At 37.7% G+C, this 20,374-nt stretch carries 18 protein-coding genes; 11 read left to right on the top strand and 7 right to left on the bottom strand.

What is annotated here, in order from left to right; translation table 11 throughout:
• The first annotated feature begins 284 nt into the window (after window positions 1-284).
• The gene (locus C9I86_RS01945) at window positions 285-2,399 is read left to right on the top strand and encodes an FUSC family membrane protein (RefSeq protein ID WP_241956831.1); all 2,115 of its coding nucleotides are present in this window, start codon (window positions 285-287) and stop codon (window positions 2,397-2,399) included.
• Window positions 2,400-2,586: 187 nt separating this feature from the next.
• Window positions 2,587-3,195: a DUF3157 family protein gene (locus C9I86_RS01940; protein ID WP_107275462.1), complete on the top strand. Its 609-nt coding sequence runs from the start codon at window positions 2,587-2,589 to the stop codon at window positions 3,193-3,195.
• A 63-nt stretch (window positions 3,196-3,258) separates the two neighbouring features.
• Here the strand turns inward: C9I86_RS01940 and C9I86_RS01935 are convergent, their stop codons facing one another.
• The 6 genes from C9I86_RS01935 to C9I86_RS01910 all read right to left on the bottom strand — a co-directional run bounded on the left by C9I86_RS01935 (window position 3,259) and on the right by C9I86_RS01910 (window position 10,010).
• On the bottom strand, window positions 3,259-4,071 hold the full coding sequence (locus C9I86_RS01935) for an endonuclease/exonuclease/phosphatase family protein (protein WP_199190729.1): 813 nt from the start codon (window positions 4,069-4,071) through the stop codon (window positions 3,259-3,261).
• A gap of 86 nt (window positions 4,072-4,157) precedes the next feature.
• Window positions 4,158-5,780 (bottom strand): PTS transporter subunit IIBC, encoded by a 1,623-nt coding sequence (locus C9I86_RS01930; protein ID WP_107275461.1) that lies wholly within the window; start codon window positions 5,778-5,780, stop codon window positions 4,158-4,160.
• Between the two features lie 59 nt (window positions 5,781-5,839).
• Window positions 5,840-7,573 (bottom strand): alpha-glucosidase, encoded by a 1,734-nt coding sequence (locus tag C9I86_RS01925; RefSeq protein ID WP_107275460.1) that lies wholly within the window; start codon window positions 7,571-7,573, stop codon window positions 5,840-5,842.
• 92 nt (window positions 7,574-7,665) lie between these two features.
• The gene (locus C9I86_RS01920; protein WP_107275459.1) at window positions 7,666-8,631 is read right to left on the bottom strand and encodes a LacI family DNA-binding transcriptional regulator; all 966 of its coding nucleotides are present in this window, start codon (window positions 8,629-8,631) and stop codon (window positions 7,666-7,668) included.
• A gap of 215 nt (window positions 8,632-8,846) precedes the next feature.
• On the bottom strand, window positions 8,847-9,386 hold the full coding sequence (locus tag C9I86_RS01915; RefSeq protein ID WP_080155844.1) for a redoxin family protein: 540 nt from the start codon (window positions 9,384-9,386) through the stop codon (window positions 8,847-8,849).
• Window positions 9,387-9,566: 180 nt separating this feature from the next.
• Window positions 9,567-10,010, bottom strand: coding sequence for a DUF6789 family protein (locus tag C9I86_RS01910; protein WP_080155843.1), 444 nt, complete (start codon window positions 10,008-10,010; stop codon window positions 9,567-9,569).
• A 971-nt stretch (window positions 10,011-10,981) separates the two neighbouring features.
• Here C9I86_RS01910 and cyoA point away from each other — a divergent pair.
• From cyoA to C9I86_RS01870, 8 genes are read left to right on the top strand one after another with little or no spacing between them, the layout of a single operon-like run.
• Entirely contained in the window at window positions 10,982-11,869 is an 888-nt protein-coding gene (cyoA, locus tag C9I86_RS01905; protein WP_107275458.1) for a ubiquinol oxidase subunit II, read from the top strand.
• Window positions 11,859-13,946, top strand: a complete 2,088-nt coding sequence (gene cyoB, locus C9I86_RS01900) for a cytochrome o ubiquinol oxidase subunit I (protein WP_107275457.1) — start codon at window positions 11,859-11,861, stop codon at window positions 13,944-13,946. Before cyoA ends, cyoB begins: the two co-directional genes overlap by 11 nt.
• A 15-nt stretch (window positions 13,947-13,961) precedes the next feature.
• The gene (gene cyoC / locus C9I86_RS01895; RefSeq protein WP_107250276.1) at window positions 13,962-14,606 is read left to right on the top strand and encodes a cytochrome o ubiquinol oxidase subunit III; all 645 of its coding nucleotides are present in this window, start codon (window positions 13,962-13,964) and stop codon (window positions 14,604-14,606) included.
• Window positions 14,606-14,974, top strand: a complete 369-nt coding sequence (gene cyoD / locus C9I86_RS01890; protein ID WP_080155840.1) for a cytochrome o ubiquinol oxidase subunit IV — start codon at window positions 14,606-14,608, stop codon at window positions 14,972-14,974. Before cyoC ends, cyoD begins: the two co-directional genes overlap by 1 nt.
• 13 nt (window positions 14,975-14,987) lie before the next feature.
• On the top strand, window positions 14,988-15,905 hold the full coding sequence (gene cyoE / locus C9I86_RS01885; RefSeq protein ID WP_107275456.1) for a heme o synthase: 918 nt from the start codon (window positions 14,988-14,990) through the stop codon (window positions 15,903-15,905).
• Complete coding sequence (locus C9I86_RS01880; RefSeq protein ID WP_107275455.1) at window positions 15,902-16,522, top strand: SCO family protein; 621 nt, start codon at window positions 15,902-15,904, stop codon at window positions 16,520-16,522. The genes cyoE and C9I86_RS01880 overlap by 4 nt, the downstream gene beginning before the upstream one ends.
• A 9-nt stretch (window positions 16,523-16,531) precedes the next feature.
• The gene (locus tag C9I86_RS01875) at window positions 16,532-17,035 is read left to right on the top strand and encodes a copper chaperone PCu(A)C (protein ID WP_107275454.1); all 504 of its coding nucleotides are present in this window, start codon (window positions 16,532-16,534) and stop codon (window positions 17,033-17,035) included.
• A 15-nt stretch (window positions 17,036-17,050) separates the two neighbouring features.
• A complete protein-coding gene (locus C9I86_RS01870) occupies window positions 17,051-17,551 on the top strand; it encodes a hypothetical protein (RefSeq protein WP_107275453.1) in 501 nt (166 codons plus the stop codon).
• 113 nt (window positions 17,552-17,664) lie between these two features.
• On the opposite strand, the gene C9I86_RS01865 is transcribed toward C9I86_RS01870, so the two are convergent.
• On the bottom strand, window positions 17,665-17,946 hold the full coding sequence (locus C9I86_RS01865; protein ID WP_107275452.1) for a methionine sulfoxide reductase: 282 nt from the start codon (window positions 17,944-17,946) through the stop codon (window positions 17,665-17,667).
• Window positions 17,947-18,192: 246 nt separating this feature from the next.
• On the opposite strand from C9I86_RS01865, the gene C9I86_RS01860 reads away from it, so the two are divergent.
• Window positions 18,193-19,860, top strand: coding sequence for an RluA family pseudouridine synthase (locus tag C9I86_RS01860; protein ID WP_107275451.1), 1,668 nt, complete (start codon window positions 18,193-18,195; stop codon window positions 19,858-19,860).
• The last annotated feature ends 514 nt before the right edge of the window (window positions 19,861-20,374 follow it).

Raw genomic sequence — 20,374 nt, 5'->3', positions numbered from 1 at the left:
TACTTAAAAATGAGAAAATGATAACCACATGATTTTAAATAGAAAAAAAATCTTTTTTTATTTTGATTGCAGAATGGGAATTAATTTATGCTTAATTTCTATTTTGATTCGTATTTTTCAATGCCAAATACGTACATAGCATTACTCTTTTTCTGATTTTTAAGAAAATAAAAATTAACAACATCAGCCTCTATTATTAAAAAACTAGCTGCTGCACTGGCTAAACATACCAACAAGCGATAAATTATAAGTTCGTCTATGTACTTTAAACTATCGTGCTAACCATGATCCAATCAAATATTTTGCTTCGTTACCCATCACTACGCACTTTTTTAAACTTAAGAACCAACATCGCGGCACTCAGTTTTGTCAGTTGTTCTATTCCATTATTTCTAATGGGACATGTCACTATGGGGATTGCTTTCTCACTAGGCAGTATAAGTTGTGGCTTTGCTGATACTTCTAGTGTGACTAAATACCGTATCTATGACTTTCTGATAGCCTTACCCCTCTTTTTCTGTATCAGTTTAGGCATCGAAGTTGTCTTTCCACATTCATTACTCTTTGTTGGTTCATTAGCCATTGTTAGCTTTGCCTTATTTATGCTTGCGGTATTAACGCCTCGATTAGGTGCTATTGGGTTTGCCGCTATTCTATTAGCCATTTACGCGATGTTATTACACTTAGACGGTCGTCCTGTGTGGTTGGTTCCTGTTTGGCTTACAGGAGGGGCTATGTGGTATATTTTCTGGCAAATACTAGCGATATATTTTCTGCCAAACCAAGAATCAAAAGATATTTTGTCAGATCTTTATCAAATATTAGCAAAGAAACTCATGCTTCATGATCAAGGTTTTATCCTTGCGACAGATAAAAACCAGCTTTTTATTCAATCTGCTCAATTTCGCTCTCAAATAGCGACCTTGTCGCATACGCTTGAATACCGTATTCATCAACAATTTTGCTGCGGTGAAGATAGCGCTAAATTACAAGATATTTATCGTTTTTTAAAAATAGCAGAGCGTATTAACGAACAAACACGCTTAATGTATTTTACGCCAACACCATTATTAAAACAATATAACCCTCAATGGTTAGAGAACATTCACCAAGTAAATCAATATATTAGTCAATATTTAGCACAAGTTAGTGTTAATAATGTGCACCATTTACCCCTACCTGACATCGATTTCAAAGCCCTTCGCCAATATCAGATAGCCGAAGAAGCACAAGACGAAGCAATAACAGCACATTCGTTTATTAACAAACTGGATATTATTTATCTTTTATTACAAGAGCTTAAAAACAAATCAACGTCAGTTACAATCGCTAAGCAAACCGTATCTAAACCCATTGTTCTCACCTGGAAATGGCAAGACATTGTTTCAAAACTCGTAAGCCAAATGACGCTAAAATCAAGTTACTTCCGTCATGCACTTCGAGGTACATTAAGTCTTACTACTGGCCTTATTATTGTACGTTCACTGAATCTTGATTTTGGTTTTTGGACGCTAATGACCAGTTTGTTAATATTACGACCTAATTTATCAATGACATGGACGCGATTGCTACAACGTCTTATAGGTACCGTTTGTGGGTTAATCATGGTTGGTGGGTTACTGCACTTTCAAGTATCAACAGACATTTTACCTTTTGTATTTTGTATTGCTGCAGTTCTCTTTTTTCATACTTCTGCTCGACATTATGGGTTTGCAGTCTTCTTCGTTACTTTATTTGTCTTTGCTGGTTTCTCGCTTAATGGGCAGGGAGACAACATTATGTTACCGCGGTTAGATAACACAGTATTAGGCGTCTTTATTCCTCTTATTTTTGTATTTATTCTAACGCCCGGTTGGCAAAAGAAATCATTTCCAACCCAGCTATCAACCACTATCAAAGGTTATACCGATTACTTGGTTAGCTTTCATCTTTACTTATCAAATAAAGATCCGCAGCACTCTGAAAAGTTACAGCGTCATTTTCAAGATTGTGTGGTCTACGATACCAACCTATTTGATCACTGGATGGGATATTTAGGCGAACCACAACGTAATTCACAAACCAGTGAACACATTCTTCTTTGTAGCCGTAGTTCTAATATTATTTTACGAATATTAACCCAAATAAATGAAAATAAAGAGCAAATCACACTCAACACTCAAATAGAATCTGAGATAAAAAGTGCGACTCATTCATTAATACAACTTCAACAGCTGCTGCAACAGACCTTAAATCATACTGAGTTATTTAAACATATTTCTAAGCAAGAACAGTTGATTTATCAGTCTTTTACTTATATCGAAGATGAGATATATCGCCTTAATAATGACCAGTTAATCGCATTACTAGCAAAAGAAATCGCACTTTTTCTTAATGCCATCAACCATCAAGCACAATAATATTACGGCATTATTGTTCAGATAACAGCGCCGTTTTTGTCTACAAGCCAGCCATTGTGCTGGCTTTTTTTATACGTTAGTTACCCCTTATATTTACTAACAGTTATCAATAACGGAATTAACGTTATTTAGCTTTAAAACTGTTAGAATTACATTCTTAAAAGCATCAGAAGTTAAGGACAGAATAATGCTAAAAAAAACGCAACTGTGCGGTATTGCTATTGCTTTAATGGCTTCAAGTTCAGCATGGGCAACGGATCAAACCATCACACTTAAAGACGGACGCCAAGTTATTCTGCACGATAACTTTACTTGGCAATATAAAGCACAGCCCAATGAACAAACCACCAGCCCAGCAATCAAAACAACAACTCCAACAGAAACGGCTATTCCTGTTATTACAACATCAGCGGTAGCAATTCCAATTATTAGTGCTCCCAAAGGTGTTGAAATTGAATTAGGGACAACGAAAGCTATTCAACAACTCAGTGACAGTGGCATGGACGTTCTATTAACGGCAGCACATTACGAAAATGGCACACTGATTATTCCAACCATGATGACAAACCAAAGTTCGAAATCAGTGGTCAATGTCACCATGAAAGTACGTTTAAGTAATAGTGACGGCCAAACAATAGCCACGGACGAGTTCACTGTATGGCGCTCAATTAACCGTATGCCAGACACCTATTTCCGTCCTAAAACACAGCATCAAGGTAAACCAATTATCTTTGATGTACCAAAAGCTGAGCGTTACTTTATTGATGCTGAAATCACTGATGTTGATATGAGATAAACAACAAAAAGCTCAAACTATAGTATAGCTTTGAGCTTTTTCATTAAAAAATTAAATGGTTATTTATTCAGTGCAAATACTGACATCAGTAAGTACCCCAAAATGATCAGATACCACATCATAAAAATCACCATTAAAGATAACTTGATGTTTTATTACAGGTAGTGGTTGATTACTAAAAATATAATCTAATCGTAATGATTCACTATTTTGCTGCCAGCCATCAATATTTTTAACAACTGTTATACCTGTATCTTTCGTTTCTGCCATAGCATAACAATCAAATAAGTGACATTGTAACGCATAATCATAACCTTGATCGCGAATATGGCTAGGGTTATTAAAATCACCTAATAAGAAGCTCAATCGTGGTGATAATGTCACTGTAATTCGATTTAAATGATCAGCAAACGAACCTTGTTCATCATTCCACCAACCACAATGGCAATTATAAAAATCCAACTCTAGTTGTTGATAAGCCACTTTAATACGTACAGCACGACGATGTTTCCAATTACTGACATCATAATTATCACTTAAATCGATCACTTGATGCTCAATAATGGGTAAGCGGCTTAAAAAGGCCAAGCCTTCTTGATAAACCTCATAGCTTTGATGAACAAAATCCCAAGTTAATTGATAATCATGCCCCAATTCAGCTAATTTTTGCTGTAATAAATAACCATAATTATCACTATGCACAGGATAATTACTGCATATTTTATCGCTTATGGTTGCACTAAGATGATGTTGATTAACTTCTTGTAATGCAATTACATCACAATCTTGATCAATAATGGCTTGAGCAACTATGGCTAACTTTTGTAATTGATCTGATTCTTGCCAACTGTGAGTATTTAATGTCAATAACTTCATAAATCATTCACTTACTAATGATGTATTGAGATAAAAGCGCAGTGTTTACCTACGCTTATCATAATGTCATTCTTCACAGCAGCGGATTAAGCCGTTGCAAACTTATCTATCAACGCTGACTTAATTACATCAACACCTGGGCCATAAATAGCTTGAACCCCTTGATCTTTAATCACTAAGCCTAATGCACCCGTTGACTTCCATAAGGTATAATCAGCCACTAATGCAGGATCTTTAACCGTAATACGTAGACGTGTCATGCACGCATCAATCTCTGCAATATTGCTACGACCACCAAGGTTTTGAATAATAATTTCAAGCTTATCGTCTTGTGACATCCCTTCGGCTTTCTCATCAATATAATTACCTGCACGTCCAGGGGTTGGTAAATTAAATTTAATAATAAGCAGGCGGAATAAAGCATAATTAATCGCAAAGAAGGCAATACACACCATCACAAAGCTAATTAAGTCCCCACCAATGCCCGCCGAAATCATCATTGGAACACGGGTAATCAATTCAATTAAACCAAAAGCATGCACACGTAAATCAATCAAATCTACCAGCGCAAAAGCCAATCCGGTTAATATCGCATGGGCTACATACAATACCGGTGCAACAAACATGAACATAAATTCAATCGGCTCAGTGACACCTGTTAGCAATACAGCTAAACAAGCTGAGAAGAACATTGGCTTATATTGCAGACGCTTATCACTATCAACACAATGGTACATGGCAAGACCAATACCAATTAAAGAAGACGCAGCAATGATCACTTGACCTGCTTTAAAGCGTGCTGGGTGAACCGTCGCAAGTAGATGTTGATAAGCCGCAGGATCGGTTAATTTAAGATTATTTAAATCACTCACCCATGCAAGCCATAATGGATCTTGACCATAAACACTGGAACCTGCACTTGGTCCGGTTAATAACTGATATGCCCCACCCAGCTCGGTGTAGTTCATTGGAATAGTTAGCGTATGGTGTAAACCAAATGGCAGTAATAAACGCTCTAAGGTACCGTAAACAAACGGAGCAACAATCGGTGCGCTATCTTTTGAATTTGCGATCCATTGGCCAAATTCATTTAATGCACCTTGTACTAATGGCCAAACAACGGCAAGTACAAACGCAATGATCACCGAATAGAAAATCACCGTAAAAGGCACAAAGCGTTTGCCATTAAAGAACGCTAACGCTTCAGGTAAGCGAGAGTAATCATAATAACGGTTATATAAATTAGCCCCTAAGTAGCCTGAGATGATGCCAATAAATACTCCCATATTCAGTGCTGGTGCGCCTAGAATAGTGGTGAAAAATTGAGAGACCGGCAACTCAGAACCAAACAGACTCATGACCGTTGCATGAGGATCACTCATCATGCCGCCATTAACCCCGAAAATAACCCCAGTAGTGCGGTTAATCAGTATAAAAGCTATCACGGCAGCAAACGCACCGCCTGCACGTTCTTTAGCCCATGAACCACCAATTGCAACGGCGAACAATAGGTGTAAGTTAACAATCACGCCCCAGCCAATATTTTCCATAATATGGCCAAGAGTTTCGATAGCGCCAATGCCACCAGCATACATAGCGACAACTTTACCTAACGAAATCATAATACCAGCAGCAGGCATTACGGCGATCACAACGATCAGTGATTTACCGAACCGTTGCCAAAAATCAAACGAAAGCAATTTACTCATAACTAATTCCTTGATTGAGGTGGCAGGTTTACGTCATCACTGACCTGCCATAAATATAACTATTGTTTTTTCACAAACACATAAGCCGCATAAGCTGGCGCTAATTGTGTCGCCATAAAATCACTACGGGCGGTGTCATTATTTGGCGTTTGATTATCGAGAATGAGTTCCCCTAGCTGAGTAATATCAAGATCAACGTTGGTATCGTGATCACTTAAATTCGTAATAATCGTCCACGTCAGATCTGATTCAATCCGTTGATAAGCATAAATATGGGCATCATTTTCTAGTAATAATTGATAGCGACCTGTAATCAAACTTGGGTTGTTTTTTCGAAGGGCGATTAACTGTTTATAAAACTGTAAAATCGAGTGCGGGTCGCGCTGTTGTCGTTCAACATTAATATCGGTGTAATTAGGATTAACTACCAGCCAAGGTGCGACCTCAGAAAAACCACCAAATGCCTGCGTATTCCACTGCATTGGGAGTCGACTATGATCACGTGAAACTTGGTTTAGCAACTCTAATATCTGTTGATCTGTTTTTCCTTGCTGCTGTAATTTAATGATTAAGTTTTTAGCTGATACATCATTAAAATCATCTAATGTAGAAAACGTATGATTTACCATACCGATTTCTTGGCCTTGGTAAATAAACGGCGTACCTTTCATTAGAAAATAACAGGCAGCTAATGCGGTGGCACTGCCATACCAATAATTGGCATTTGCAAACGTATTAATACTACGAGCTTGGTCGTGATTTTCGAGGTATAAAGCATTCCACCCTTTACCTTCTAACGCATTTTGCCAACGGGTTAAAATTTGCTTAAATTCCACCAAATCAAACTGCTCACGATTTTGCTCTTCTGACCACAACTTCATGTGTTCAAATTGGAAAATCATATTAAAGACGCCACCTTTATCGTTGTCAGTAGGCTCAGCCACCCACGTTAATGCATCTTGTGCTTCAACCCCATTGGCTTCACCAACAGTTACAATATCAAAAGGAGCAAAAGCTTGGTCACGCAGTTCATATAGGTGCTGCTCAATACCATCAACATTCATGTGGTAATCAAACGAAGACACATAATCATCACCCTTTGGATTAGGTAATGATGGTAAGCCCGGTTGTTTTTGAATATGGCTAATAGCATCCACTCTAAAACCATCAATGCCGCGCGCTAACCACCAATAAATCATGCTAAATAACGCTTGTTTTACTTCAGGATTTTGCCAATTCAAATCTGGCTGTTTTTTAGAAAATAAGTGCAAATAATATTGCGCAGTAGCCTCATCATATTGCCACGCACTGCCATGAAATATACTTTCCCAGTTATTAGGAGCATTGGTAGGACTTGTCGGGGTTGGAGCACTACCATCGCGCCAAATATACCAATCACGCTTAGGATTAGTTTTGCTTTGGCGTGATTCAATAAACCATGGATGCTCGTCACTGGTATGATTAATCACTAAATCCATAATGATACGAATACCGCGATCATGTGCAGCACTGATTAAGCGATCAACATCGGCAAGACTACCGAAATCTGGATGAATAGCTTGATAGTCACTAATATCGTAACCATTATCATCATTAGGTGATTGATAAAATGGACAAATCCATACCAAATCAATACCAAGTTCAACTAAATAATCAAGCTTAGTAATAATGCCAGCAATATCACCAATACCATCTTGGTTACTGTCAAAAAAACTACGTGGATATATTTGATAAGCAGTGGCGGCTTTCCACCATGCAAGCGATGTTGCTGACGTATTATTAGGGTGATTCATCCATTTAACCTTACTAAACGTATACTACATATTTGTATATGTTACCGATAACACATACGGTAAGATCGAATGTAGTGATATGCAAAAGGTTTTTAAATGAACTGAGAGCTTTCTCTAATTTTTAATTCAAATTGGCCTTCACAAGAACTTGAATCGCGCTTGATTAGCTTCTTCACTGCTTGATAACCCATTTGATAATAATTAAATGCCACCGTTGTTAAACTAGGCACTAACAAGTCGCTATAATCATAATCGCCAATACCTATCACCCAAATATCATGCCCTATTTTGAGGTGTTGTTCTTTGGCTCGACGGTATAAACGTATCGCAATATTATCAGTAGCACAAAAGTAAACATGGTTAGATTTCAATGTAATTGATTGATAAGATTCTTTTTGTTCAGAATCAGCTAATGCTTGTAATGAATGCGGTAAGGTCGGTGCAATATAAGCCAACGTGGTTTGCATCAATAGAGTACGTGATGACAACATACGCGCATCATAAATATAATGTATAGCTGTAAAGGGGGCTTGCTGTTGTTGTAACTGATGAATAGTATGAGAAACGAGTGCCGTAATCGCCGCTTGTTCTGGATAATATAAACAACAATGATCAGGAATAGCTTTACCTATAAAAATCAGGTTTTCTAATTTTTTATAAAATGGCTCTTCAACACTGTGCTTTGAAGCAATAACAATAGTACCAAGAGCATTAAGGCCATTAAATTCACTTACCGCTTGACGCTCTGATTCATGGCTAAACCCTGTCGCATGAAATAACATTCGAGCATTAGACTCATTTGCAGCCGCTAACGCACCTTTAATCACTAAGCTCGTCGTGTAAGACTCAATTCGTGGCGCAATAAAACCAATAATATTAGATTGACTACGAATAGAACGTGCAAATTTATTTGGGGTATAGTGATTTTCTTTTACAATCGCATCAATTTTGACCCGATTTTCTTCTGACACATAGCCACCATTAAAATAACGTGACACTGTCATTTTAGAGATTCCAAGCTGTTTTGAAATATCAGCCATCGTCATTTTCTGAGCCATAACATTTTCACTGCAATAATAAAGATTATTCCTATAGTACCCAATATATTGATAAAGAATACAGTATTAACGTTAATCTCTTGAAAAGTAATAAAACTATTGTAGATTAGGCGTAACAATGATGGTTCTAAAATCAACGCACTTAAGTAATGTGACCCCTTCCTTTTATTATAGATAGAAAAACACCAACCTTTGTTGGGCTGGTGTTTTAATTCTTAGTATTTAAACGTACCACGAATAGGATAGTTATTGTCTGGATTACGAATCCACCCAATACCATTTACTAAAGATTCTAATTCTGGTCGAACAAATGGATTATTCGATAAATCAACAACCTGCAATCCACCATTTTCATTAATAACAAATAATGCCGGCTCAGAGAAGTTATGATCGGTTTCCTGCTCTGAACGAGGAATTGAAATATATAATCCCAATGTTTGCATTTGTTGCTCAGTTAAACCATAAGCAATAGGAAAACTAATCGCTAGCTTTTCAATATGTTCTTCTAATTGTTGTTTCGAATCAGCAGAAACAGCAATAATTTCAACACCAGAGTCTAATAACTTTTGTTTATAATTTTCTAATTCATTTAGATATTTTGTACATAATGGGCAATGTTTACCTCGATAAATAAATACAGCCTGCCATGTTGCATTACTTTGTGGCTTACCTAAAGTAACAGAAGTACCATCAAGTAATGTTACTTCTGTTGCTGGGAATAGATCACCCGCATTAAGTTTTATTGAAGTTGTCATTTTGAACCCTCGCTAGAGATCATTAATAAATATACTATTTATTTTTAACAAACATGTTTATCTATTTCAAATAAATCTCGATTTAATTAAACATGAATACTAATAATAAAAATAACACTTTAGTGTTTATGTGAAAAATGGAATAACAAGACAAGTTGTTATTAATAACAACTATAATTATTATTTGATTGATTTTTTAGGTGTACCAACAACCAATCCTAAAATAAAACCAAAGACCATATGCCCCATCAAAGCAACCATTGACATAGGAATGCTATTAAAAAACATACCCTTACCTGCCATTGGCATAACAACAGTCATCGCAATAAGGTAAATTGGAATTAGAAATATAATACCACGTAACCAACCAGGACCTGGTAGATATTTATACCCAATAAGTAAATAGCCGATAGGGAATATAATTGACCCGACCATAAAGTGCATCATCAGACCAACACTATCAGACGTACCCAACATATGAGCAATAATAGCGGCAACATTCATTGAATGTCCAATAAGGTGTGGTGCAATAAATTTACCCATTAAAGTAAAAGCTAACGTACCAAGGAAACCACCAATAAAAGCTTTAATTACATTACTTGCACTAAAAATACTATTAGACATATTGACTCCATTATTATGTTTAATTGTCATTGGACTCGATGAGTATAATGATTTATTTAAATTGAATCTCTATTAAATTAAGCATAAAAATAACACTAATTTGATTGATAAGATTTCATAAATATACTTTTGAAAAATAAACACAAACGTTTAATCTCTGAAAAATCTATTAATGAAAAAATATATAAAACTCACCAAAACTTATTAGTCTGCATTTTATGTTTTTCTTATTTATATATTAATCACAGTTATATATTAATAAATACGTTAACGATTTAATAACACTATTCTTTATCTTTCCTGATTAGTTAACCGCCAATATTTATTTTCTGTCATCCTCAATAACAGTATCCAAATCAATACCGTTACATTCGTAATACTATTGTGATTTGTATTTTGAATAAGACCCAACCATCGATTAACACAACCCATTTAGACTGCAATAAGTCTGCGTCCATTCCTACTTTGATCCACCCCATAAAATAAACTAAACAGTTCAGTGTAATTTAGGCTCAATGCAGGTCTCTGTCAATCAATTTAAACTAAACAGTTCATTTTAGGATAAACCTTTACTTTTTGATTACTTTTTAGCCACATCAAAAAGTATCTTAACTCCTAATCATAAAATTTATTGTTAAAAATATAACCCACGTTCAATTTTTAACATTTTTAATACATTTTGGTAAAATAAGCATTTTATTACTCGCTTAAATTGATCAAGAATAGTGAGATGAAATTTACAATGCAGTAGCAAATTAGCCATTTAACATACTAAAGATGACAATAAAACTGCTTTTCGATGCTTTTTACTACTTAAATACAATTAAATATTATATATCAGAGTGTTATTTTTCATTGTTTGAAATGATACAATAACAACAAATTAACAAATATTGGATAACAAAAAAATCATTAACCAGTAACAGTTATTACTTTGTTTTGTTATGAGTAATCAAGTTCACGGAGGAAAAATGAAAATAATCCGAAGTAAGAAGATGATCATCATCCTGCTTACATTACTCTCAGTATTATTGTTGGTGACCCTTTTTACTAGCAGCAACATGGTGCTCTTTGATTCAAAAGGCAGCATTGGTGAAGCTCAGTCATCATTAATCATTACATCTGTTCTTCTGATGGCGATTATTATCATACCGGTGCTATTTATGACGATTTACTTTCCTTATAAATACCGCCATAGCAATAAAAAAGCGGAATACACGCCTGAATGGGAACACTCAACCAAAATAGAAGCGGTTGTATGGGCTGTCCCCTGCTTGATCGTTTTAGCACTCGGATGGATCACTTACCAAACCTCTTACTCACTTGACCCAAGAAAAGAGATAGTTTCCGATCAAGAACCATTAACCATTCAAGTAGTTGCTATGAATTGGAAATGGCTTTTTATTTACCCAGAACAACAAATTGCAACAGTCAATGAAATAGCACTACCCGTTAATCGCCCTGTGAAATTTTTAGTCACTTCCGATACCGCCATGAATTCATTTTTTATTCCACAACTAGGTAGCCAAGTTTACGCAATGGCTGGTATGGAAAACCGTTTAAATCTCATGGCTAAAGAGGAAGGTTCTTATCGCGGTATTTCCGCCAATTACAGCGGTTATGGCTTTGCTAACATGCGCTTTAAAGCCCATGCAGTTAAAGATGCTGCATTTAAAGAATGGGTTCAAAAAGTCAAAGCATCAGAACTTGTTTTAAATAACAACAGTTACGATCAACTCACAGCCAATGCCAAAGAGCAAATTTCAAAGCCCCATCCAGTCACATACTTTGCCTCTGTCGCACCGCTAAAATTCAAAGATATTATTGAAAAACATGCAGGAGTCCAAAATGGCCTATAAAGGAGATGTATACGCCGAAGCGGATCCGATTTTCGGCAAATTAAATTGGGATGTAATTCCCTTTACCGATCCAGTCGTTTTCCCAGTCATGATAGCCGTAGTGCTTGGCGGACTAGGGTTATTAGGCTTGATTACATATCAGAAAAAATGGCACTACTTATGGAGTGAATGGTTTACCTCTGTCGATCATAAAAAGATAGGCATTATGTATATCATCGTGTCAATGGTAATGCTCGTACGGGGATTTTCTGACGCCATACTAATGCGATCTCAACAGGCAGCATCAACAATTGATGCCAGTTATTTACCACCAGAACACTACGACCAAGTTTTTACTGCCCATGGCGTGATCATGATTTTCTTCGTTGCGATGCCATTTGTCGTGGGTCTCATGAATATTATCGTGCCATTACAGATAGGTGCTCGCGATGTTGCCTTTCCATTTTTGAATTCCTTAAGCTTTTGGCTATTCGTTGTTGGCGTTATTCTAATTAACCTCTCTTTGTTTGTTGGTGAATTTGCCGCAACAGGTTGGTTAGCCTACCCACCACTTTCAGGTATGGATGCTAACCCTTGGGTCGGGGTTGATTATTGGCTATGGTCACTGCAAATATCAGGTATAGGGACATTATTAACGGGTATTAACTTTGTTGTTACTATTATTCGTATGCGTGCACCAGGCATGAAAATGATGCAAATGCCGGTGTTCACATGGACATCACTGTGTGCCAACGCACTGATTGTACTTGCCTTCCCTATTTTAACGGTGACCTTAACTCTGCTAACACTCGATCGTTATGTTGGTACCCATTTCTTTACCACTGATATGGGTGGCAACCAAATGATGTACGTCAACCTAATCTGGGCATGGGGTCACCCTGAAGTTTATATTTTGGTGTTGCCTGCTTTCGGTATTTTCTCTGAAATTACAGCGACATTCTCACGCAAACGTCTATTTGGTTACACATCATTAGTGTGGGCAACAATGGTAATTATGGTGTTGTCATTTATTGTTTGGCTGCATCACTTCTTTACCATGGGCGCAGGCGCAAGTGTTAACGCCTTCTTTGGCATTGCAACCATGATTATCTCGATTCCAACCGGAGTTAAAATCTTTAACTGGTTGTTTACCATGTATAAAGGACGGGTTGAGTTCAGTGCTAGCATGTGGTGGACAATTGCGTTTTTAATCACCTTTACCATTGGTGGTATGACGGGAGTAATGCTTGCAATCCCTGCGGCTAACTTTGTACTACACAACAGCTTATTCGTTATTGCCCACTTCCATAACGTGATTATCGGTGGCGCGCTCTTTGGTTACTTTGCTGGCCTTACTTACTGGTTCCCGAAAGCCACCGGATTCACCCTTGATGAACGTCTTGGTAAGATCTCATGTGCACTTTGGACCATCGGTTTCTTCGTGGCCTTTATGCCTGTCTATGTGCTTGGTTTTAACGGCATGACTCGCCGTCTAAATGTCGCGGATAATCCAGAATGGGCGCCTTATTTATGGGTAGCAGCCTTTGGTGTCTGTATTGTTGCGGCAGGTATTGCAGTTCAGTTCTACCAAATATTCGTCAGTATTCGTGATCGAAAACAGAACCTAGATCTTACTGGTGATCCATGGAATGGTCGTACATTAGAATGGGCGACATCATCCCCTCCGCCGTTTTATAACTTTGCATTACTGCCTAAGATTCATGATCGTGACGAACATCATTACGCCAAAGAGCATGGTCTAGCTTATCAAAAGCCTGAACGTTATAAGCGAATCCATATGCCTAAAAATACATGGGCAGGTGTGGTTATCAGTATGTTTTCATTGATGTTTGGTTTTGCTTTCATTTGGCATATCTGGTGGATGGTCATTGCTGGAACCGTTGGCATGATTGCTTCTTGGATTGTTTACAGCTTTCAACGCAGTAAAGATTACTATGTTGAAGTCTCTGAAGTGGAAGCAATTGAACGTAAACATCTTGCTAAAGCACGTGGTGAGAAGACCGCCGAACACAAAGATGGGAAAGATGATGATGATTTCGATCCATCCGATCTAAAACCAGCTGATTACATAGCATAAGGGGCGAGAGTAATGATGACTACAGAAGTAAAAGATACATTTAATCTCAATGTCCCTGCTCAGTCTAACGACAGCCATGAACTCGATGATCATGACCATCACGACTATGCTGGTGATACTATTTTTGGCTTTTGGATTTACATCCTCAGCGACTGCTTATTATTCGGTACTTTATTTGCAGTTTACGCTGTTTATTCAAATAGCTTTGCTGGCTTAATTGAACCTAAGGAACTGTTCAATCTTGGTTTTGTATTAACAGAAACGGCACTATTACTGTTTAGTAGCTTTACATTCGGCATGGCAATGCTCAAAGCCAACCATGAAGACATTAAAGGTATGTTCAAATGGTTAGCCATTACGTTTGGGCTTGGTTTGTCTTTTTTAATCATGGAACTGTATGAATTCTATCATTTTACTAGTGAAGGCGCGACGTTCCATAGTAGTGCCTACTGGTCAGCATTTTACGGTTTAGTTGCCACTCACGGACTCCACGTTTTTGCAGGCTTAATGTGGATGATTGTATTGGTGTTCCATTTTAAAAGGGACGGATTTTCTACAGAGAATAAAACACGTTTAGCCTGTTTAAGTTTGTTCTGGCACTTCCTTGATGTTATCTGGATCTGTGTGTTCAGTGTAGTTTACTTAATGGGAGTATTGTAATGGGCAATTCAACTAACCAACACTCGACTAACGAACATTCAACGGCGCATGGTCAAGGCGGCCAAGCTCACGGCAGCGTAAAAGAATATGTTCGAGGGCTAGTATTCTCTATTATTTTAACCATAGTACCTTTTGCAATGGTGATGGCTGGCGTCGGTTCGACCCAGTTTATTATTGGCGTGATCATGGTGTTCGCTGTTGCACAGATATTAGTCCAGCTGGTGTTCTTCCTGCATATGAACACCTCGTCTGAACAAATGTGGAATACGTCGTCAGCTGTATTCGTGGTCGTTATTGTGGCTATTATTCTTATTGGTTCGTTGTGGATCATGGATCACTTAAACCACAACATGCTAATGGGTCATTGATCAAGGAGGTTCTATGATTAAACCTTATCTGAAACTGACCAAACCGGGCATTATCGGTGGCAATCTCATTGCAGCCATCGGTGGTGTATTACTGGCATCTCAAGGTAATATTGATGGCGTATTACTCTTAGCTGTCTGTATTGGTACCACCTTGATTGTTGCATCAGGTTGCGTGTTCAATAATGTCATCGATATAGATATTGATAAATTAATGAAACGTACCTGTGAGCGAGAATTAGTCAAAAAAATCATTCCCGTCTCATATGCATTAATGTGGGCAACAATATTATGCGTTGGCGGATTTTTTACACTTTATAAATACACTTCCACCGTTGCCTTTCAATTTGGCGTGCTTGGTTTTGTAGTTTACGTTGGCTTATATAGCCTCTATTTCAAACGTAAATCAATTCACGGTACCTTAATTGGCGGCTTATCAGGAGCTTGTCCTCCCGTTATCGGTTATTGCGCTGTAACAGGCCAATTTGATAGCGGTGCCGCAATACTGTTTATTACATTCTGCTTATGGCAAATACCTCACTCATACGCAATTGCAATTTACCGTTTCGATGATTACAAATCAGCCTCAATTCCGGTTTTACCCGTTGAAATCGGCATTGCTCGTGCGCGTTACCATATTATTGGTTATATCATTGCCTTTGCGATGGCAGCATTAACACTGACTTATCTTGGTTATGCGGGTAGCTGGTATGCATTAGGAATGGGATTAGTGAGCTTACATTGGCTGTATATTGCCAAAGTAGGTTATCAAAAAGTCCCTAATGCTCAGTGGGGTAAAAAAATGCTGTTATGTTCCATTTTCAATATCATGGTGTTTTGTACGTTAATTTCACTTGATTTTTCATCTGAGACCATTGCTGATGACTATCAAGTTAATGCATTACCTACCGTAGTAATGGAGCCTCATTCATGACTAAAAACCCAACTAAAATAGTGCTTCTTGTTGGCGCTCTGTTTCTCGCTACCTTAATGGGAAGCTATATTTATAACACCACAACCCCTGTTGGTGAGAATGTAAAACCGCTAAAAGATCTTGGCGGTCCATTTGAACTAAACAGTATTAACGGTAATGTCAGCCTTGATCAATTTAAAGGCAATATTGTGGTGCTCTATTTTGGTTTTTTAAACTGTGCTGAAGTCTGCCCTTCTTCCATGGGAACATTATCAGCGGCTTTTTCACGCTTATTACCTGCAACCTATCAACATGTACAAGGATTATTCGTCAGTGTCGATCCCGAACGCGATGATTTAGTGTCATTAAATAAATTCGCTAAATACTTCGATGATCGTGTTATTGGCTTAACCGGTACCAACCAACAAATAGACGCTTTAACGAAACAATATGGTGTTTATTTTGACATTGTTGATATGGAATCATCTGAATTAAGCTATACCGTCGATCACTCTTCACGTTTTTACATTATTGATGACACAGGCAAGTTAGTGGGGGCAATGAGCCACAATACTACCCCAGTCGAATTAGCTGCGGGCATTGAACGTATTTATGAAAAAACCATTGCTAAAAAATAGGAGATAACAATGAAAAGAAGTGCCTTATACCTTGCATTATTAATGAGTTGTTTTCATGCTACGGCTTTTGCAGCGGATGTAACTCATGCAGACAACCATGTTCAATCTCAGCAAAACTACACTGAGGTTCAAAAAGTAGATTCCACATTAACAATTGAAAATGCAACCGCAAAAGCCACGATCCCTGGTGCAAGTGTCAGCGCAGGCTACATGAAGATCATCAATAATGGAGATACAGCAATCACTCTCGTTAGCGCGAGTACAGCTATTGCTAAACATACAGAATTTCACCGTATGTTTATGCGTGATAATACGATGGCAATGCGTAAAGTGGATAAACTTGAGATCCCTGCCAATGGCAACCTAATTCTTGCAAGCAAGGGATATCACCTAATGTTTATGGGTGTCAAACAAGACCTTAAACCAAATCAAGTGATCACAGTGACCATGCAACAAGATAATGGTAAGCAGTTCGATGTACAGCTTTTAGTCGTGCCAATTAAAAAGTATTAATTCGGAGAAGGTAATATGAAAAGTGTGCAGATTGCAGTTGCCGGTCTTTGCTTATTGCCTAGTGTGTTTATTGCACCAGTTAATGCCAAAACGTCAATGGCAAGTGTTCTTGAGCATCAACACAACTCATGTTCAAGTGAATTAATACAATTAGCGGAAGTAACATTGAAGACAAATCCACATCGTATTTTATCTTATAACGGTAATACAACTGATGTTCACCTCTTCAATGCACTGGCAGTAACCAGCTATCGAGATCGTGATAGCCATGTCACCTTTCATGGTGTAAAAAATATAGCCGGAGGTTGTGATACATCGGTAACTGAAAGTTATGTATTACAAACATCTTGTTCAGATGCACGCCACGAAGCATTCAGTAAATGGGATTTTCAAGGCAAACTCAATGACAGAACTTACGTTTTAAATAGTAAACGAATTAAAGGCAAACAGGCTTTTTTAACTGATCAATTACCTGATATTTGTTTAGTTACAACCCGTCAACTGATCAATAATTAATTTTGTATTCTCTTTTTATTTTTACGATCCCTCTTATTCTAAAATAACCAATTAATACATAATAAAAAAGGCTCAAATAAGAGCCTTTTCTTTATTCTTGTTCGCGCCACCTATTATTGGTGAGCCTCTTTCTTTTCAATTACTTTTTCAAAATGAAAAAATGCTTCTTTCATACACTCATCTAAATTTACATTATGAGCTTTAGCACTTACTTTATTAAATTCTTCTGTATCCATTTTTAAATCAACAGCATAACCTGTATCTTCTTTGATGATATCAACATGAATATGTTTAAACTCAGGATCAATAACCATCATTTCTTCAATATAACCAGCAACTGATGATTTAATTGAATCAGTTAATTCCATATGTTCACATTTGATTTTTAAGCTCATGATACACCTCAGTAATTATCTTAAATATCTGGAATTGACTATAAGCCTAAAGTTTTAAAATGTCGCTATCATAAAAAAGTAATATTAATATTCAATTTTTGTTCTTTAATATATATCCAATTACGAAGTAATAAATTTCATCAAAAATTATATTTGAATACTCAAGAAAATAGGAAGCTTACGTTAACTCGAATTTTAACGTTAAAAATGCTAGAATCGCCGCCCTTGTTCGTAATAGATACCATCATGCACGCATCTAATCATCATTTTACTCGCTTCATTGCCGCTATTGATACGCTACCGCTACCTGAGCGTTTTACGTTTCCATTTTGCTACACACCTCATCCATTATGTGTATTAGCGGCTCAAGAGTTACAACAACATATCGCGACTCAAGATCAATGGCAGCATAATTTTGGGTTGGACAATAATGATGCGATTGGTCACATGTTTGGGGTGTTATTGGTTCAAAACCAACAAGGTGAACTTGGTTATTTATCGGCATTTTCAGACAAGATTGCCAATCTAACCCATCTACCCCATTTTGTTCCGCCAGTATGTGATGAGCAAAACATCGCCCCAGCAATTCAAGCTCAACAAGCATCGATTGATGAAGTGATGACTAAAATAACCGTAATTGAATCCAAGCCAAGCTACATTCAATTACAACAGCAGTATCAAACAGCTCAAACTCAAGCAGAGTTAGCCGCTGAATCATTTCGCTTACAGATGATCGAACAGCGCAAACAACGTAAATTACAACGCAAAGAGGCGGAGAAAAGTAACGATAGCGAATTCATGACTCAAGAATTCCATCGCTTAGCCCGTGAAAGTGCGTTTGATAAGCACCAACAGAAAACCATTCGCCAGCAGTGGACACAAACACTGGCTGATATTAGCGATAAGTTACAAGCTGATACGGCAGAGTTGACCTTACTCAAATCAGAATACGACAGCTTAACGGCTGCATTACAACAACAGCGCTACGCACAATATCAATTTCTAAATCAGTATGGCGAAACACAAGATTTAAATGATCTCTTTGGTGGTATAACACCGCCACAAGGTGCGGGAGATTGCGCCACCATTAAATTACTTCAGCATGCCTTTAAGCAACACCTGAAGCCTTTAGCGATGGCTAAATTTTGGTGGGGAGCCTCACCTGCTGCGCAAATTCGCAAACATAAATACTTTTATGAAGCCTGCAAAAACAAATGCGAACCGATTCTTCAACATATGTTGGCTGGCCTTAACATTGATGCAAATCCGCTATTACAAAATCCAGCAGAAGGCAAAGAGTTAGAGATTGTGTATCAAGACGATGCGATGGTGGTTATCAATAAACCGGCAGAGTTTCTTTCAGTTCCTGGTAAAACCATCACCGATTCAGTTTATAGCCGCATGCAAACGATGTTCCCTGACAGTGATAGCCCTCTGATTGTGCACCGTCTAGATATGTCAACCTCAGGGCTAATAGTCATTGCGCTTACCAAAGATGCGCATAAAGCCTTGCAAAAACAGTTTATTGAACGCACCGCAGAAAAACGTTACGTGGCATTATTAGATGGTATTGCCGAGCAGAATCACGGTGAGATTAACTTACCAATGCGGGTTGATTTAGATGATCGTCCACGCCAATTAGTCTGTTATGAGCACGGTAAACCTGCACTCACAAAGTGGCAGGTTCTTGAGCGTAAAGACGGTAAAACCAAGGTTTATTATTACCCGAAAACAGGCCGCACTCACCAACTACGCATTCACTCAGCCCACCACAACGGTATGAACATGCCAATTGTCGGTGATGACTTATATGGTCAAAAAGCAGAGCGTTTACATTTGCATGCACAATACCTTGGCCTAACCCACCCCGTCACTGGTGAGCCAATGGTGTTTGAGGTCGATGCCGATTTTTAAGTCGGGTTAGATAGCGGATATAAAAAGCTAACAAGCAATAAAGCGAATGTTAGCTTTTTGATTTATTTATCATGGCTGCTCTGAATATTACCGTCAAATAACTAAAAGAGAGGTCATTCATCAGTTTATAACTTCGGTAGATATCTGGTGTTATATGAAATGGGTGGCTAATTGAGTCCCGACATATTCCCTTGGTAGTTATCGTAATGACAAAGTCGCTTGGTAATCACAAGTTAACTCACACTCTGACTAACTAAAAACTGGTTATGAGGGCGATAGGGAATCTATTATCCACGCGTTGTAGAGTTAGTGTTTATCTGTGAAATTTTACGTGTTTTATTGGCGTCTTTTAGGCTCAAGCACACGTTGAGTAGATCACGGATAGCCTCAATGGTATGGACTCCCCACCTTACTGACATTGTCAGCTACAGTTATAGCGTCAACCAAAAAGGAGCCCATACCATGAATAAGCCTAGCACTATTTGTATTGATCTCGCTAAAAACGTTTTTCAAG

It is taken from the genome of Photobacterium sp. NCIMB 13483, assembly GCF_003025475.1.
GTDB lineage: Bacteria > Pseudomonadota > Gammaproteobacteria > Enterobacterales > Vibrionaceae > Photobacterium > Photobacterium piscicola.
The sequence above is the reverse complement of the archived record's forward strand: the minus strand, read 5'-3'. Positions and strand labels throughout refer to the sequence as shown.

What these genes read in the sequence shown, in the direction of transcription:
- C9I86_RS01865 (WP_107275452.1), bottom strand. Translation starts at nt 17,946, where the DNA reads ATGAGCTTAAAAATCAAATGTGAACATATGGAATTAACTGATTCAATT.
- C9I86_RS01880 (WP_107275455.1), top strand. Translation starts at nt 15,902, where the DNA reads ATGACTAAAAACCCAACTAAAATAGTGCTTCTTGTTGGCGCTCTGTTT.
- C9I86_RS01910 (WP_080155843.1), bottom strand. Translation starts at nt 10,010, where the DNA reads ATGTCTAATAGTATTTTTAGTGCAAGTAATGTAATTAAAGCTTTTATT.
- C9I86_RS01940 (WP_107275462.1), top strand. Translation starts at nt 2,587, where the DNA reads ATGCTAAAAAAAACGCAACTGTGCGGTATTGCTATTGCTTTAATGGCT.
- C9I86_RS01860 (WP_107275451.1), top strand. Translation starts at nt 18,193, where the DNA reads ATGCACGCATCTAATCATCATTTTACTCGCTTCATTGCCGCTATTGAT.
- C9I86_RS01945 (WP_241956831.1), top strand. Translation starts at nt 285, where the DNA reads ATGATCCAATCAAATATTTTGCTTCGTTACCCATCACTACGCACTTTT.
- C9I86_RS01935 (WP_199190729.1), bottom strand. Translation starts at nt 4,071, where the DNA reads ATGAAGTTATTGACATTAAATACTCACAGTTGGCAAGAATCAGATCAA.
- C9I86_RS01915 (WP_080155844.1), bottom strand. Translation starts at nt 9,386, where the DNA reads ATGACAACTTCAATAAAACTTAATGCGGGTGATCTATTCCCAGCAACA.
- C9I86_RS01870 (WP_107275453.1), top strand. Translation starts at nt 17,051, where the DNA reads ATGAAAAGTGTGCAGATTGCAGTTGCCGGTCTTTGCTTATTGCCTAGT.
- cyoB (WP_107275457.1), top strand. Translation starts at nt 11,859, where the DNA reads ATGGCCTATAAAGGAGATGTATACGCCGAAGCGGATCCGATTTTCGGC.
- C9I86_RS01875 (WP_107275454.1), top strand. Translation starts at nt 16,532, where the DNA reads ATGAAAAGAAGTGCCTTATACCTTGCATTATTAATGAGTTGTTTTCAT.
- cyoD (WP_080155840.1), top strand. Translation starts at nt 14,606, where the DNA reads ATGGGCAATTCAACTAACCAACACTCGACTAACGAACATTCAACGGCG.
- cyoC (WP_107250276.1), top strand. Translation starts at nt 13,962, where the DNA reads ATGACTACAGAAGTAAAAGATACATTTAATCTCAATGTCCCTGCTCAG.
- C9I86_RS01920 (WP_107275459.1), bottom strand. Translation starts at nt 8,631, where the DNA reads ATGGCTCAGAAAATGACGATGGCTGATATTTCAAAACAGCTTGGAATC.
- C9I86_RS01925 (WP_107275460.1), bottom strand. Translation starts at nt 7,573, where the DNA reads ATGAATCACCCTAATAATACGTCAGCAACATCGCTTGCATGGTGGAAA.
- cyoE (WP_107275456.1), top strand. Translation starts at nt 14,988, where the DNA reads ATGATTAAACCTTATCTGAAACTGACCAAACCGGGCATTATCGGTGGC.
- C9I86_RS01930 (WP_107275461.1), bottom strand. Translation starts at nt 5,780, where the DNA reads ATGAGTAAATTGCTTTCGTTTGATTTTTGGCAACGGTTCGGTAAATCA.
- cyoA (WP_107275458.1), top strand. Translation starts at nt 10,982, where the DNA reads ATGAAAATAATCCGAAGTAAGAAGATGATCATCATCCTGCTTACATTA.